This window comes from Peribacillus sp. NPDC058002, from assembly GCF_042886655.1.
GTDB classification, from domain to species: Bacteria; Bacillota; Bacilli; order Bacillales; family DSM-1321; genus Peribacillus; species Peribacillus aracenensis.
The window spans coordinates 17,210-33,582 of sequence record NZ_JBHVQU010000037.1; the positions used below are offsets into that span (position 1 = coordinate 17,210).

Consider the following 16,373-nt stretch of genomic DNA (forward strand, 5'->3'; position numbering starts at 1 on the left):
ACGGAGATTAAGTTATTGTTATGATTCATTTCAAGATTAATACGTCATTTCTACGTTGTCAATAATGTTTTTTAATTCAGAAAAATGACCGAACAAACAAAAATATTAATTTACTAAATTTTCAGACTATGTTAATTTTAACAGTGATATATCATTTTATCAAACACTCGTTTTAAAAACGTACTACACTAAAAAGGGGGGCTTACTATGGAATCACCAGCTAAAACTGAACATTCACCATCAGGACATGACAGCGGAAATAAGTATCGTCAATTAATTGAAACAGAAGAATTCAAGTATTTGCTTCAAAAGAAAAAAGCTTTCATCGTACCTGTCACTCTCTTCTTTCTTGCTTTTTATTTTGTTCTGCCTATTCTAGCTGCTTATAGCGAAGTATTGAAAGGTGAAGCTTTTTTCAATATTACTTGGGCATGGGTATATGCACTTCTCCAATTTGCCGTCGTATGGGTAGGAGGAATTGTCTATATCAAAAAAGCGGCGAAGTACGACAAGCTGGCTAAAAATATCTTGAAAAAATATGAGAAGGAGCTTGGCGAATGAGCATTTTATCCCTCACACTTTTTTTGGGCATCATATTGTTAACGCTTACAATAACCTATTACTCTTCTAAGAAAACGAAAAATGCCAGTGATTTTTATACTGCCGGCGGCGGATTGACAGCATGGCAAAATGGATTGGCCGTAGCAGGCGACTTTATGTCAGCCGCTTCTTTCCTGGGAATTACAGGTGCAATCGCACTGATTGGTTTCGATGGCTTTTATATGAGCATCGGGAACCTTGTTGCCTTTCTTGTCTTATTGTACCTTGTGTCGGAGCCACTTCGCAATCTAGGTAAGTTTACGCTGGCAGACATGATTTCAGCACGCTTCAAATCAAAAAAAGTGCGAGGAATAGCTGCCGCCAATACACTTGTCATTTCAATCTTTTACATGATTGCACAACTTGTTGGTGCAGGGGGATTAATTAAACTGCTGCTCGGCATCGATTATTGGCTATCCGTCCTACTTGTGGGTGTGCTGATGACGATTTATGTAATTTTCGGCGGGATGAGAGCGACAAGCTGGGTGCAGATCACCAAGGCGGTTCTCTTACTAGGCGGTTCCGCTGTGCTGACGTTCATCGTATTTTCCCGTTTTAATTTCAACATATCAGAGATGTTCCATCATGTCCAAACTGCAACACCACTCGGAAAGGAATTTTTGAATCCTGGAAATAAATACACCGATGGACTCGACATGATTTCATTTAATATGTCACTTGTCCTTGGAGCAGCAGGCCTTCCGCATTTACTCGTCCGCTTCTTTACAGTAAAGGACGCAGCTACTGCAAGGAAATCCGTCGTATATTCCACATGGTTTATAGGGATATTTTTCATCATGACGATTTTCCTTGGTTTCGGTGCTGCATCTTTCGTCGGTTTTGAGCGGATCGTCGCAGCAAACTCAGCTGGAAACATGGCCGCTCCCCTTCTTGCATTAACCATGGGCGGTGAGTTTTTATTCGCATTCGTTTCTGCTGTGGCATTTGCCACGATTTTAGCGGTTGTATCCGGTCTTGTTTTAACATCAGCATCCGCTTTTGCACATGATATATACGGTGAAATCATCAAGGAAGGAAAGATTACGGAAAAACAGCAAATACTCGTCGCCCGAATGGCTTCTGTCGGTGTAGCTGTCATTTCGATTTTACTTGCTTTATTTGCACAATCAATGAATGTCGCTTTTCTTTCAGTCCTTGCGCTTGGAATTGCTGCAAGTGCCAATTTACCGATCATCCTTTGCACAATTTATTGGAAACGCTTCAACGCAACCGGAGCGATCACAGGAATGTTATTCGGGTTACTCAGTTCCATCATACTGGTCATGCTCAGTCCCAATGTATGGAATCCGGAACCTGGGATGGGTATTTTCACAGGCAATCCCCTCTTCACGATGAGCAACCCGACCATTTTCACCGTACCGCTTGGCTTTATTGGAGCCTACTTAGGTACAATCTTGTCAAAGGCAAAAGATGAGGAAAACAGTTTTCCTGAAGTACTGTTCAAATCCAATACCGGATATGGGATAAGTTCAGCAAAAGACCATTAAAAAAAGGGGGATTTCCATGACCACACATTTAGATCAGAATGTTCATGAATTGCATTATGACCAAATCAAACAAGTACTGGTTGAAGAACCATACGCTTCTTTTCTAGGGATGAGATTGACGAAACTCGGTCCCGGCACAGCGGAAGCAAAATTGATTCCTAGTGACCACATGCTCAATGCACATGGAACGGTTCATGGTGCCATTATCTTTTCACTTGCTGATTATGTGTTCGCAGCAGCCAGCAATTCATATGGCAAAATAGCGGTTGGCGTTTCAAATAACATCAACTTCTTATCAGCTGGCAAACGGGGGGAGACTTTAACCGCTAGAGCGAAAGAGATTAAGAAAAACCATAAACTGGCATGGTATAAAATAGACGTGTTAAATGAAAGGGAATTGATCGCAACCATGGAAGCGATGGTGTTCAGGAAAAATCAATATTTCGTCGACCACGTTGAATAAGTAACGTTTGAAACCGGACAAACAATCCACTTGTCCGGTTTCTTTTCGCCTTGATTTGCCCATGATGCATACGCACTGCTGATGAAAAGAAGGGATTCCCGATTCGGAATCCCTCCCTTATAATGAATTCAATTGCCCAGAACCTTATTTGAAAACCCTTCTCCCTAGTTATTGACTGCACTACCGGAATCTATCACTTTTAACCAATCCCCACGCTCCCCTTCACTTATTACATCATTCTGATAAACTATTTTCCCTTTATTGATGGTACCCGTGATTTGGCAAGGAAAGGTATGGCCCATATAAACGCTATGCTTATGTTTCGCAAAAAAATTCGATTCCGAAACTTCATTCGTCCCATTAAGGGAAACGATAGCAAGGTCCGCATCCATCCCCTCCTTAATTTGTCCTTTCCTAGAAGAGAGGCCGAACCTTTTTGCCGGGGCTGAAGCTGTCCACTCAGCGACTTTATGAAGCGGGATACCGTTTGAAACTGCCAATTCTATCGTCGACATCAGCGAAAATTGCCCTCCGCTTATTCCTCCCCATGCTTCAAAAATATTATGTATGGCAGGATCTTTCAGCTCATAAGGGCATGGAGAATGGTCGGAAGAAATCATATCGAATTTCCCCTCCATTAAACAGGTAATCAATCTTTCTTGTTCTTCTCTTCCCCTAAGTGGGGGAGCACATTTTGCAACCGCGCCTTTTTCTATTAAATCATCCTGATTGAATAATAAATAATGCGGACACGTCTCAACCGTTACATCCAGCCCCTTTTGTTTGGCCGATTGAATTTTTTCGATGGCCAAACTACTGCTAATATGGACAAAGTGCAGCGGACAGCCTGTTAACTCTGCATATGTAATGGCACGTCCCACAGCCTCCGCTTCCGCTTGCACAGGTCTTGTCGCTGCATAATCATTCGCACTGAATAGTCCATTCTGCTCTTTTTCCTGCTTAAACCACTGAGTGATCGGATCACTTTCCGCATGAAGTGCCAAGACCTTGCCCAAATCTGCAATTTTCTTCATTCCGTGTAAAAGGGTGAGATCATCCGCTCGCTCAAACTCCTCATTCCCCGTCGCCGAGAGAAAAGCTTTAAATCCAATGACTCCGGATTTGGCGAGATCCTCTAAATCATCAATATTTCCCGGGACCAATCCTCCCCATAATCCAAAGTCTATAACTGACTTCATCTCACCGAGCTTGCCCTTTTCAAGGAGAGCCTTTCGATCGACGGTTGAAGGGATTCCATTCAACGGCATATCGAAATATGTGGTGCTGCCTCCCGCTGCCATCATTTGCGATCCTGTTTCAAATCCTTCCCAATGTGTGCGGCCAGGTTCGCTAAAATGCACATGGACATCAATCATACCAGGAAAGATATGCTGGCCATCCGCCTCATATTCTACATCCGCTTTATCATCCAGACGATCCCCGACCTTAGCAATCACCCCATCTTGGATGGCAAGATCAGCTTTCTTCACTTCATCAGGAAAAACTACATATCCATTGCGGATAATAAGATCATATATAGACACACGGACCACTCCTTCAAAATATTTTTATAATTAAAGAGATTCCCTTGATGCAAGCACTTTCTCCGTCTTTCCCACATACACATCCAGTGCAGCCTGCAAAGCCTCTCCCCGATTAACCTGGAACCCCTGACGCAAAAGGACAGCTTCCAAGGAGGCTAATACAAAAAGAACGTTTTCTTTCCTACAACTGAATCCCATCGTCCCGATTCTCCAAATTTTTCCGTGAAGCGGACCAAATGAGGACGCGATCTCGATACTGAATTCATTCAACAGCATGGCTCTTACAGCTTCACCGTCGATTCCTTTTGGAATTTCGATGCAGGTTACACATGGAAGTTTGTTTTTGCCATCCCCGAATAACGTTAGCCCCATCGCCTTGATCCCATCAACGAGAGCAGCTTCGTGAAGTTCATGACGGGCAAAGCGCGTTTCCAGACCTTCTTCAAGCACAAGACGCAATCCTTCACGTAACGCATAAATCATGGAAGTCGCTTCTGTATGGTGATTCAAACGACGCGGCCCCCAATAATCCTGCAGCATGCTTAAATCGAAATAATTACTGGCAATCGGACGGCGGACCGCAACCTTTTGATTGTCTTCATCCGTCGCAATGCCACGCTCCACCTTTTTACGGGACTGGATGATTTCTTCTATTCGCTCATTATACGTAATCGGTGCCATACCCGAAGGAACGGACAAGCACTTTTGGGTCCCGCCTATCAACCCATCAATACACCATTCATCCACCTTTACATCGGTGCCCCCGATGGAGGCAACCGCATCCACCACAAGCAGGACCCCAAAATCACGGCAGGCCAACCCGATTTCCTTCAAAGGCTGCATACAACCAGTGGAAGTTTCCCCATGGACAATCGCTATTATTTTAGGGGAGACCTTCTTGATTTCCGCGATGACAGCTTGCGGTTCGAACACCTCTCCCCAAGGACATTCCATCGTATGGACTTCAGCTCCGTATCGCTCACAAATTTCCACCAACAAGTGACCGAATCTTCCGAATATAGGAACAAGAACCTTATCCCCTGGCTCAATGATGCTGCATAGAATCGCTTCATTTCCCGATCTTGAGGTGCCATCTATTGGGAATGCCCATTTATTTTTCGTTTGAAAAACCAAACGCAGCATTTCCATCACTTCATTCATGATGGTAGTGAATGCTGGATCGAATTGCCCTAGTATCGGTGTGCTCATCGCCCTTAAGACACGCGGGTCCACTTCGACAGGGCCTGGTGTCATGATCGTTCTCATCGGTGCATTCAATTCTGAATATGCCATTTTAACCAACTCCTTTTAATAGGCTAATTTATATAGTATTTCACTTAAAACGTCGATTCCCTTTTCCATATCCGCAACATTCGTAAATTCCTTAGGTGAATGGCTGATCCCCCCCTTACTTGGAACGAACAGCAGGCAAGTCGGACAATACGAACCAAACACCTGTGCATCATGCCCGGCTCCGCTGACCATATCTTGGAAAGGTATATTTTTATCTTCAGCTATCTTTCGGACAAGGCGATTCATTTCCCGATCCATCGCGACAGGTTTGACATCCATCCATTGTGAAACCTCCAACTTCATTTCACCTTCTTTTGCCAAGGAATCGAAAGTCGAAAAGATTTCCTGACAATACCTTTCAAGAATCACTTCCTCGTAGTGCCTGATATCGAGACTGAACTCCACTTCACCAGCAATGACATTCGGGACATTAGGGTTAACATCCATTCTGCCGACCGTCGCAACTAAACCCGGGTCCATGTCCTTCGCTTTTTTCGTTAAAAAAGAAATGAATTCAGAAGCAAAACCGACTGCATCCTTCCTAGAGGACATGGGAGTGGTGCCCGCATGATCACTCTCACCAATGATTTTCACCGTATAACGGCGCTGCCCGACAATATGGCTGACGACCCCAATTGTATTCTCATTCTTTTCAAGCACCCTCCCCTGTTCTATATGAATTTCGACAAACCGTTCAATGTCATCACGGACCGGGGTTATATAGGCTTCAGGTTCAAACCCTGATTTTTTCATGGCTTCCAAAAAAGGAATTCCTTCAGTATCCTTTAAATCCCTGACATGCTCAAGATCATAGTCTCCTTTAATATTCCTCGATCCCCAAAACGTTAATGGAAATCTGCTTCCTTCCTCCTCACAAAAGGAAACGACTTCAATCGTCTTCCGCGGCTTCCCATAGGCTTTATACAACCTCTTAACTGCCAGGAGACTAGCGACGACCCCATATGCACCGTCATATTTCCCTCCATCCTTGACCGTGTCTATATGAGAGCCGGTCAGAATGGTTTCACCGGAGCGGCCCGTTCCCTCAAGCCTGCCAAACAAGTTGCCTACACTATCAAAATATGTAATAAGGTTTTCTTTTTCCATCTCAGCTTTCATTGCCTGCTGAGCGCTCATCCATTCCTTGGAATATAATAACCGGGTCACCCCATCATTCTCCGTTGCCCCGAAAGATGCTAACCATTCAATCATCGAAGCAACTTCGTCCTTTTCATTTATGGACTTTTCGATTTGAATGCCCATCCCATAGCCTCCCTTCCAATATCCATTCATGTTATGAATATTCACAAATTTATGTTATCTATTATTTTACTTGCTTTCAGCTATAACTTCATTGACATTTTTGCTAGTATTTCGTTATTTTTTTGTGCGAAATAACCAACGAAAACCTAACCAATAATGCCTGTAATAGAAGAGGGTGCCCTTTTAACAGGGGCACCCTCTTTTCCTCAACTTGTATAATTTGCACCTAAACCCATTTCCCTCAAGAGCTGACGATAAGCGATCGACGTCTTATCTGCCGCGATATGCGCTTCCGCTTGCAAATCGAGAGGCAGCTCCGCCGGCTTTTGATTTTCCACCATTTCCTTATCCTCATTGCTACCCAAACTATGTAACTTGTAGGATATGCCAAAGGATTTGTATGATATGATAATGAAAATCCGCAAAGCGTGGTAGTAACATCCGTAATCACACTAAATAATTCCCAGGATTCATACACAGCTTTATAAAATCACACTCCATACTCTAATTTTTCAAACTGAGGTGTTTCAGATGAAAGTTACCGAACTTTTAACATTGCCCGCATTAACCGGCATGCATTTAATAGCCGGAGGAACAGGAATAGAACGGGAAGTCCAAACAGTCAATATGATGGACGCTCCGGATATCATCAACTTTTTAAAACCAAATGAATTCCTTGTAACAACGGCTTATCACGTAAAGGACAAGCCACACCACTTGTCATCACTCGTCGAAGCGATGGCAAACCAAGGCTGCGCCGCCCTAGGGATAAAGACAAGAAGATACCTAAAAGAAATACCTGAGGATGTACTGGTTCTTGCCAATGATTTATCCTTTCCAATCATCGAACTCCCTGCAGAATTGTCACTCGGGGAAATCATCAACCATACATTACGGGGGATTTTGGATCAACGTGCGGCGGAATTGACTTTTGCCATGGAAACACACAAACAATTCACAAACTTAATCATGCGGGGGAAAGGGATTCAAAAGCTGCTTGATCATTTATCGGATAAGATCGGATACCCCATCTTATTAATTGATCAGTACTTAAAACCGATATTCCATCCAATCTCAACATCCGGAATTATTCCAATAATCAAAAAAATGAACGAGGATGGATTCCGGTTCCATAAAACTAAAACTTCATTCTTTTCGTTTACATCCCTTTCAAATAAACAACCCTATACCGTATTCCCCATCTATTTGAATGAAGAAAAATTTGGTTATTTGACGATAACGGGAGAAATCAAGACTAGCGATAACCTCATAACATTGACGATAGAACAGGCAACTAATGTCATATCTTTTGCCTTGTTGAAGGAACATGCCCTTAAACAGCATGACCGGAATATCCGAAATGATTTCTTCCTTCATTTTCTGGATGGCAGTTTCTCCTCCCAAGAGGAAATCATAAATCGAGCAAAAGAGTTTTCCTTACACAATGAACAAACCTATATATGCGCAGTCGGAAAGATCGATGAATCCGGATCGGACATAAGTTACACACAGCTGCAGCGAAGGGCTGATTCGATATACGAGTTTTTGGAAGATGAACTTTGCCTATCTCCTAATCCGATTCACCTCTTTACAAAAGGCAAGAAAAGCATTCTGTTATACGAAGTGAACGAAGTCTCTGCCGATGTTCTCCAAACTGTCGAAACTTCGCTAAAATCATTGCAAAGAATAACAGCCAGCCAGTTCGGCTGCACGATTTCTTTCGGGGTGAGCCATATGAGCCCGAGTTTTTTACAGACCAAGAACGCTTACAAAGAAGCGAACGACTCCCTTCTCGAAGGAGGTCTTTCGAAAAGGACCGAATACATCCAAATATTCCGGACGAAGGATATTATGGAATTATTGAGAATTATCCCAGAAGAAGACCTCATGAATTTTTACCATTTTGCACTACAGGGATTTTCAAAGGTTTTCACCGAGGAGGAACAATCCTTATTACTGACGTTATCTGTCTATCTCGAAACGCATTGCCAAATATCCGAAACTGCCAAAAGATTATTCGTACATCGGAACACCGTTGTATACAGACTCGAGAAATGCGAAGAGCTGCTCGGCAAGAGCCTAAAAGATTCAGAGGCCACACTCCAGATTAGGCTTGCCCTTCGCATTAAATCCTTACTTGATTTATAAAGCACAAGCCTCCCCTCACTTTATGCAAATTGTCTATATCCACATCTTAAATTGTCTAATCTAACTAATGACTAGGATTATGGCATTAACGCTATCTATTCGGAAAGTGTTAAAGAAACTGCCGGAGACCGATCGAATATTCTTATGTATATTGTAGCTCAAAACAAAAGCACCGACGCTTCTCTTTTGCAATGATATAAGTGCAAAATAGCACTTGAAAAAAGCATAAAATATCACTTATAGTGACACAATTTGAGCCATAAAAGACGTGTATCTTTATGAAATAGTCTCTTAAAACACATGACAAAACCCCACCTGTTCCCAATGGCAACTGGTGGGGTTTCTAACTGGCTTCTACATCTACATCAACCGGGAGATCCATCTTGTGCAATCAAGTCCTTTCATTTAAACGGCTAATTTACTGTATTCATCCAACTGATCTTTGGTTAAATTTTTGATGAAGTGATCAAAGTTTATCGACTCGATTTGGTACCTTTCACAAATCTTTAAATAACTTTCATAGGCTTTATCCTGAATGTTCATCATCTTGACTCCTCCTACTGTTATATAACAATAAATTTAACTTATTAATAATATATAACAACTGCAATTTCCCGTCAATATATTTTTCTGAAAATTCGGTAACATTTTCATTCTCTTAGTATTTCCCACATTGTTCTTCTCTAACCGTCTTACTTAACAAAAAGTAGTACGTTAGGTGTTAAATACCTCCTCCTTTTATTTCTGCTTTTTTGCTCAAAAAAAGAAGCTGCCTTAAAGACAGCTCCGATCTAAATTAACCTTATGGAAGTCAAAACTATACAACATTGGCCAAGTATACCCGACTTTGAGAAGAAAGATACTGCCTTATTTACGATATGGTAAGCGTAAAATAAGACAGCAATCCCTACATTGAAAACAAATTTAGCTTGATGGATATATGATGTACCTGATAAGGAAAAACACCTGCTTTATTATTTATTGATTAACTGAACAGTGCTTTGTTCGCTCCCTTTTTTGAAGGAGATGGGGTTTTGAAGTATTTCTTTTTGTAAAATAGGGCCGTATGTATCGACACGACGGTCTCTAAAGAATTGCAGCATTTTTCTAGTCTCTTCTATCTCTTTTAAATCAATTTCCTGCACAATAATTCCTTCTTCATCATCAAGTGAAGCTAAAATATTCCCTAATGTATCGCTAATGAATGAACCACCGTAAAAATTCATGTCCTTTTCCTGGCCCACACGATTAGTTGCAGCAACAAATACACCATTCGAAATGCCATGAGCGGAAATTGCCTTTTCCCAGGATGATCTTGTCGATATCTCGGGATGATCTGGCTCTGAACCAATAGCGGAAGGATAGAATAATATCTCTGCACCTTGTAAGCTCAAAATTCGCGCAACTTCTGGATACCACTCGTCCCAACAAATCGCGACTCCTATTTTTCCATAAGCCGTTTCATAGATAGGATACCCAGTATTGCCTGGAACGAAATAATATTTTTCATGATACTGGGGACCATCCGGAATATGATTTTTTCTTGTAATCCCTAAACATTCTCCATCAGCATCAAATACAGCTGCACTATTAAAATAAATACCAGCATCTGCTCTTTCGTAAAAAGGTACAATCAAGACAATTGCTAATTCCTTTGCTAATTCACCCATTTCGGCTAATGTACCGCTATCTACATCTTCAGCTAAATCATAATTTTTCACACTGACCGTTTGCGGAAAATATTGCGAAGAAAATAATTCCTGTAAACAAACGATTTGTGCACCTTTATTTACTGTTTCTTTTATTTTCTCTATCGTTTTTTGAATATTTTGCTCAATGAATTCTCCGCAATGAATTTGGACAAGACCAACTTTTACTTTTGACATCTTCTCACTTCCTCACTTTTATTTTTTTATCTTATACAGTTTGGACGACCGGGTTTTCATATACGATCTTTCCATCCATGATCGTCATCTTCACTTCTGTTTCAAGAATTTCCTCTGTTGATATGCTAAATAAATTTTTATTCAATACAGCGATATCCGCTATCTTCCCTGCTTCCAATGTGCCTAATTCATTTTCTCTAAATGACCCGTATGCCGGTATGGCCGTGTAGTATTTTAACGCTTGTGCCAATGTTACTCCTTCCGACTCTTGCCACGCCTCCCCGGTTAAATCTTTTCTCGTGATTGCCTGATAAATGCCCATCATGGGATTTAGGGGCACTACAGGAAAATCTGTACCAAAGGCAATTTTAGCACCAGTATCCACTAGTGTTTTGATCGGATAATAGAGAGGTTGCTGTGTTTCACTGATTCTGGCTGTATATGCCTCACTTTCCATTAATTCAATGTGTTTAGGTTGAAAGGAAGCAATTACATCCAATTCCTCAAAGCGATGAACATCATCCGGATGCAATACCTCCACATGTTCAATGACATGTCTAGCATCTCTTTCTCCATTTACGTTTCTCGCTTCTTCAAATGCATCCAATGCTAAACGGACTGCACCGTTACCAATAGCATGGAAACGAATTTGAAAATTTTCCTTATCTGCCTTTTTTACTAATTGTTTAATTGTTTCAGCTGGATAAGTGGTTCCGCCTTTTGTATCTGGACGGTCTTTGTAAGGATCCAATAAAAAAGCAGTATGACTTGTCACAACACCATCTATAAATTGTTTTAATCCAGAAAAGGTGAGCTTGTCTGACTGATAATTTGTTTGTAATTCCTTTGCGGCAGCTAAATCCATTTTTAACTCCGGCGAAAAGTGAATTCTGGTTGTAAGTAACCCTTCTCTCTCAAATTCCTTAAAAATTTCAAGATCATCTAATGGATTTGGCGCAATTTTAGCTCCATATAAATCATTAACAGATGTGATTCCCAATCTTTTTGTTTCATTAAGGAAACCTTGGAATAGGCTTACACGTTTATCTTTCGGTAATTTGTATGCATGTTCCGATGCATACCCAATTGCCTGTTCAAATAGAAGGCCTGTCAGTTCCCCATTTTCATCTTTTCCAATTTCCCCATATTCCGGATCTGGGGTATCCTTCGTTAATTGAATCATTTCCATCGCTTTACTATTGATCCATGCGTAATGCACTTCTGCATTGAATAATAAAACAGGGCGATCACTAATATATTTATCTAGTGTTGTCCTATGTGGCAGTACTTTGTTCTTCCAATTGGTATGATCCCAACCCACGCCGAATATCCACTCATCATTTGGTCTCGTTTCTGCAAATTCACCTACTATTTTGGCTGCATCCTCTTCTGAAGCTGCAACAAATAATTTGGCACTGTCCTTTTGTAAAATGCTTCCCATCATAATGTGCATATGAAAATCATGAAACCCCGGAATAATTAGTCCGTCTTCCATGTCATACACTTTCGTTTCACTTCCAAGGAATGACATTATATCTTCTTTAGAACCGATTTTAATAATTTTATTACCTTTAATAGCGATAGCTGCTTTTATTGGCTCATCTTGTAACCCAGTGAATACATGTTGACCAGAAAGAATGATGTCTGCACTTACCATTTTTGTCCTCCTTAATGAATATAGCTTTTATACTTGAATTTCTTTTTCAATCGCACTATCAATAGAAAGCTCTGGTGGCCGCTTACTAAACATTTTCGTATTAGAAAGGAGCATGATGAAACCAATTCCTAACCATCCCAGTCCGAGTAAAAGCGCCATTGAATCAAGACTGGTCCATAACCAAATTGTGAAACCAGTACCAATCAGCGGCAATATCAGGTACTTTAGTGTGTTAATCCCGCTTCGCTGTTTTTCTTTAATGAAATAATGGGAAATAACCGAAAGATTAACAAATGTAAAGGCAACGAGGGCCCCAAAGTTAATAAACGATGAGGCAGTTACTAAATCAATAAATAACGCAGATAAAGCAAAAATGCCCACTAAGATGATGTTGTGTGTTGGAGTTTGAAATTTTGGATGAATATGACCAAAAATTCTCTTTGGAAGAACTCCATCTCTCCCCATCGCATACAAAAGTCGCGAAACACTTGCATGAGCTGATAAACCAGACGCCAGCCCCCCGGTAATATAACCTGCTAGAAAAATAGATTGAAATAAATTACCCCCGATATACATAGCAATTTCCAAGGAAGCGGAATCTGGATCTTTAAAGGCTTGGAAATTTGGGTAAATAAGGTGACTGATGTATGAGATGGTGACAAACAGACCACCCCCTATTAATGCGACGAGGAAAATAGCCTTTGGTATTATTTTTTTCGGATTAATGGTTTCCTCTGAAAATGTGGTAACAGCATCAAATCCTAAAAAAGATAAACACAAAATGGAAGATCCCGCTAATACTAAAGATAGTGGTATATCTCCATTCACAAATGGAGAACTCATGAATAATGTTCCTGAGCCCATTCCGTTAAGTAACCCTTTAATCGAGAGGAATGTAAAAATAACTATTATTAAGAATTGACAGGCAACTAATAAAAGATTTATTTTTGTTGCTATTTTCACTCCAATTATATTTACAGTGGTGATTAAAATGACAAAGGTAATTAACCAGAAGGAAAAAGGAACGGAAGGAAAATATGCGTTTAAGTAAATGGCGATCAGTAATCCATTGATCATTGGCAAAAATAAATAGTCCAATAGGATAACCCAGCCTACCAAAAACCCAAGGTGAGGATTAAAAGCCTTTTGAGTAAATGTATATGCAGAACCGGCAACAGGGTAGGCCTTAACCATTTGACCATAACTAAAGGCTGTAAATAACATACCAACTAAAGCTATGATATAGGCAGCAGGCACCATCCCTTTCGTTATTTCCGCAACAACCCCATAAGTAGAAAAAACTGTTGTAGGTGCCATATAAGCCAATCCAAATAGCACTAAAGGAAACACTGTTAACGAACGTCTTAATTTTGCATTCTCCATGTATCACTCCACCCTTATTCGTGATTAATTAACTAATATGCAAATACCATACCAAGTGGGGATTGATTATTTGGCGATTTAATTATCGATATATTCCCAATAATTACAACATACAGATTATTAATTAGATTACTAGTGTTATGCAATATTACATAAATTATTTATAATTGCATAGGTAGTCGTTAGCTACCGAAGATGTCTCACCGTGTATTTTCTTGGTTGTTTCGAATAAGGTTCAAAAAAGCTACGTGCCGTAATACAATAAAGGTTCGCTGTTAAGCTGTTAAATTGTTTCTTGAAATCTTGAATAGCTGCCCTTACCGGCGTTCTTGAAGTATTTAAGCCTTCCGCTAATTGAACTTTTGTAAATACTTCATCACCGGTAATGCCACCAAATAAAATCGCTTTTTTAATTTGCTTATAAACTATCTGCGTGGTTCTTTCCTTTTCGATTGGTAAATGTCCCGACCATTTATATAACAGAATAATCAAGAACATGATAAAACAGACCATTATGTTATCAATTCAATTAACCTCTTTGTTAGCAATAAATTTCCAAACGGTTAATACTACAAAATACATTAAGGGGAACCTGATGCTTTGCTTAAACATAATATCGCCGACTTCATTCAGATTTTTTCTACAATTATCTGTTATTCATCTATCCTGCCCCTCGAGTTCCATAAGAAATGAGCTGCTGATCAGCTCCTGATAATGAAGTAAAGCACCCATTACTTGAATTAGAAATTTAATTAGCTTTTCTTGGTCTTCTTAAACAATAAAAAACCTTCAACACCTAAAATAGAATCTATACCTCCGAAAACAATAACTTGATATATCATATCCCCTAACCTTACCTGTTCCCCTATTCAAAAATACATTCCCTTATCCATATACAAGATTTTTCAAAAAAAGGGTTCAACTGATAGTTTGATAAGAAAAAGAGCTGCCAATTTCGATAATATAAGATTTATTAGGAAAACTTGGAATTTAAGTTGTTGTATATTAAGATAGTATATGATGAAAATTTTCCCATATATAGGAGGAGACATATGAAAAAGAAAATTCTACATACGGTACTTTCGATTGCAGTAGGAGCAGGGATATTGTCCGTTGGCGGTGTTCCTATCCAAGCTAAGAGTCAAAATCAAGAGATGAAAAACACATACGCAATAGCTTTTAAAAGTGGATTACCAGAGAATTATCAAGAGGTAATACGGAAAGCTGGTGGTAAAATAACCAAAGTTCTTCCCGAAATTGGAGGAATAGAAGCTCAATCTGACGAGCCTTCTTTTCTTAAAAACCTAAAAGGTAATTCTTTAATAGAAGCTGCTAACAGAGAAATTCCCCTAACCATAGACAAAACGGAAGTCAGCCCTTTTAACCATGAGTCTAGCATCATCAGCCAGCAAGATTCAGAAAGTTATTGGGACTCCCAATGGGATATCCAAAGGGTTACCAACGAAGGGAAATCATATGATTTAGAAACAGGCGGATATAAAAATAAAGATGGTAGTATTACTCATAAAGCAGTGGTTGGAGTGATTGATACTGGAATTGATGAGTCTCACCCTGACTTAAAGAATAATATAATAGGTGGTCGTAATCTTGTTCCTGCTGGAATGGATGAATCTGAAACAGGTGATCCTACCGATATAAAAGATCGCAATGGGCATGGTACTCACGTTGCCGGGATCATTGGAGCAAATGGTAAAGTAAAAGGTGTAGGACCAGATTTAGGAATCCGATCCTATCGCGTATTATACTCAGAGCAAGCCCTTGGATTACCAGCTTGGATTATAGATGGAATTATTGCAGCAACAAATGACAAGGTGGATGTTATTAATATGTCTCTTCGTTTCTACAATAATACCAAAATGACAATTGAGGGAGAAAGTTATAAATCAGTCGCTGAAACGTTACTTTGGAAGAGAGCTATTCAATATGCAGTAAAGAATGGAGTAACTGTAGTAGCCGGTAGTGGTAATGAAAGTTTAAATTTAGATGACAAGAAGGAAGTAAACGAATTTTTAAATAAATTGTATGAACCATATGGAATGAGCGTGAAAGGTCCTGCAACTGTAGTACCAGCTCAAATGCCAGGAGTCATTAATGTGTCTGCCTCCACAAGCTGGTCAACTCAACAGCTTGCTTTCTACTCTAATTATGGAAACAGTGCTATTGACGTGGCAGCTCCCGGAGGAGATTATGGGCCTAAATATGCAGAAACCAATGATCCTGCGGCGGCTGATCCAAGTAACTTAATCCTAAGTACATGGCCTACCTATTTAGGTACTTCATATGAGTTTAATGCTGGTACTTCCATGGCCACTCCTCAAGTAGCTGGAATTGCAGGAGTTATTAAGGCAGCCCACCCGGAGTATAAACCTGCCCAAGTAACAGCACGTGTTAAGCAAACAGCTCTTGACTATGGAAAGAAAGGACAAGATGCTTTATTTGGTTCAGGAGAAGCAAATGCTTATAGAGCATTAGAAAATATAAAGAAGTAGCTTATGTTTCTAAATAAGATGAAATATTAAAACTACAAGAAAAGGAAATCATCTTTTCAAAAGGCTCTTTTCGTAAAGATTGTAGTTTTTAAAACCAAACGATTTAACGTTGAGTGGA

The 16,373-nt window shown here is 40.1% G+C and carries 13 protein-coding genes and 1 pseudogene; 5 read left to right on the forward strand and 9 right to left on the reverse strand.

What is annotated here, in order from left to right; all coding sequences use genetic code 11:
• The first annotated feature begins 207 nt into the window (after nucleotides 1-207).
• From ACFVSH_RS09700 to ACFVSH_RS09710, 3 genes are read left to right on the forward strand one after another with little or no spacing between them, the layout of a single operon-like run.
• Complete coding sequence (locus tag ACFVSH_RS09700) at nucleotides 208-561, forward strand: DUF485 domain-containing protein (protein WP_387596679.1); 354 nt, start codon at nucleotides 208-210, stop codon at nucleotides 559-561.
• Complete coding sequence (locus tag ACFVSH_RS09705) at nucleotides 558-2,108, forward strand: solute symporter family protein (RefSeq protein WP_342615203.1); 1,551 nt, start codon at nucleotides 558-560, stop codon at nucleotides 2,106-2,108. Before ACFVSH_RS09700 ends, ACFVSH_RS09705 begins: the two co-directional genes overlap by 4 nt.
• 16 nt (nucleotides 2,109-2,124) lie before the next feature.
• Nucleotides 2,125-2,571: a PaaI family thioesterase gene (locus ACFVSH_RS09710; RefSeq protein WP_387705762.1), complete on the forward strand. Its 447-nt coding sequence runs from the start codon at nucleotides 2,125-2,127 to the stop codon at nucleotides 2,569-2,571.
• A gap of 164 nt (nucleotides 2,572-2,735) precedes the next feature.
• On the opposite strand, the gene ACFVSH_RS09715 is transcribed toward ACFVSH_RS09710, so the two are convergent.
• The 4 genes and pseudogenes from ACFVSH_RS09715 to ACFVSH_RS09730 form a co-directional block, all read right to left on the reverse strand.
• Nucleotides 2,736-4,115 carry an allantoinase gene (locus ACFVSH_RS09715; protein WP_387705764.1) on the reverse strand — a complete coding sequence of 460 codons (1,380 nt, stop codon included), beginning with the start codon at nucleotides 4,113-4,115 and terminating at the stop codon, nucleotides 2,736-2,738.
• Nucleotides 4,116-4,145: 30 nt separating this feature from the next.
• Nucleotides 4,146-5,408 (reverse strand): pyridoxal-phosphate-dependent aminotransferase family protein, encoded by a 1,263-nt coding sequence (locus tag ACFVSH_RS09720; protein WP_387705766.1) that lies wholly within the window; start codon nucleotides 5,406-5,408, stop codon nucleotides 4,146-4,148.
• A gap of 15 nt (nucleotides 5,409-5,423) precedes the next feature.
• Nucleotides 5,424-6,671, reverse strand: a complete 1,248-nt coding sequence (gene allC, locus ACFVSH_RS09725) for an allantoate deiminase (RefSeq protein WP_387705768.1) — start codon at nucleotides 6,669-6,671, stop codon at nucleotides 5,424-5,426.
• A 206-nt stretch (nucleotides 6,672-6,877) separates the two neighbouring features.
• Nucleotides 6,878-7,027, reverse strand: a pseudogene (locus ACFVSH_RS09730) (aromatic ring-hydroxylating dioxygenase subunit alpha); the annotation flags it as partial.
• 175 nt (nucleotides 7,028-7,202) lie between these two features.
• On the opposite strand from ACFVSH_RS09730, the gene ACFVSH_RS09735 reads away from it, so the two are divergent.
• Nucleotides 7,203-8,819, forward strand: a complete 1,617-nt coding sequence (locus ACFVSH_RS09735; protein ID WP_387705770.1) for a PucR family transcriptional regulator — start codon at nucleotides 7,203-7,205, stop codon at nucleotides 8,817-8,819.
• 405 nt (nucleotides 8,820-9,224) lie between these two features.
• Here the strand turns inward: ACFVSH_RS09735 and ACFVSH_RS09740 are convergent, their stop codons facing one another.
• The 5 genes from ACFVSH_RS09740 to ACFVSH_RS09760 form a co-directional block, all read right to left on the reverse strand.
• A complete protein-coding gene (locus ACFVSH_RS09740; RefSeq protein WP_387596696.1) occupies nucleotides 9,225-9,365 on the reverse strand; it encodes a hypothetical protein in 141 nt (46 codons plus the stop codon).
• A gap of 428 nt (nucleotides 9,366-9,793) precedes the next feature.
• Nucleotides 9,794-10,705 carry a carbon-nitrogen hydrolase gene (locus ACFVSH_RS09745; protein ID WP_387705772.1) on the reverse strand — a complete coding sequence of 304 codons (912 nt, stop codon included), beginning with the start codon at nucleotides 10,703-10,705 and terminating at the stop codon, nucleotides 9,794-9,796.
• A 31-nt stretch (nucleotides 10,706-10,736) separates the two neighbouring features.
• Nucleotides 10,737-12,362 (reverse strand): amidohydrolase, encoded by a 1,626-nt coding sequence (locus ACFVSH_RS09750; RefSeq protein WP_387705774.1) that lies wholly within the window; start codon nucleotides 12,360-12,362, stop codon nucleotides 10,737-10,739.
• A 27-nt stretch (nucleotides 12,363-12,389) separates the two neighbouring features.
• Nucleotides 12,390-13,745 carry an APC family permease gene (locus ACFVSH_RS09755; RefSeq protein ID WP_387705776.1) on the reverse strand — a complete coding sequence of 452 codons (1,356 nt, stop codon included), beginning with the start codon at nucleotides 13,743-13,745 and terminating at the stop codon, nucleotides 12,390-12,392.
• Nucleotides 13,746-13,931: 186 nt separating this feature from the next.
• A complete protein-coding gene (locus ACFVSH_RS09760; protein ID WP_387596708.1) occupies nucleotides 13,932-14,243 on the reverse strand; it encodes a GntR family transcriptional regulator in 312 nt (103 codons plus the stop codon).
• A 554-nt stretch (nucleotides 14,244-14,797) separates the two neighbouring features.
• Here ACFVSH_RS09760 and ACFVSH_RS09765 point away from each other — a divergent pair.
• Nucleotides 14,798-16,255, forward strand: coding sequence for a S8 family serine peptidase (locus tag ACFVSH_RS09765; protein ID WP_387596711.1), 1,458 nt, complete (start codon nucleotides 14,798-14,800; stop codon nucleotides 16,253-16,255).
• Nucleotides 16,256-16,373 lie beyond the last annotated feature (118 nt).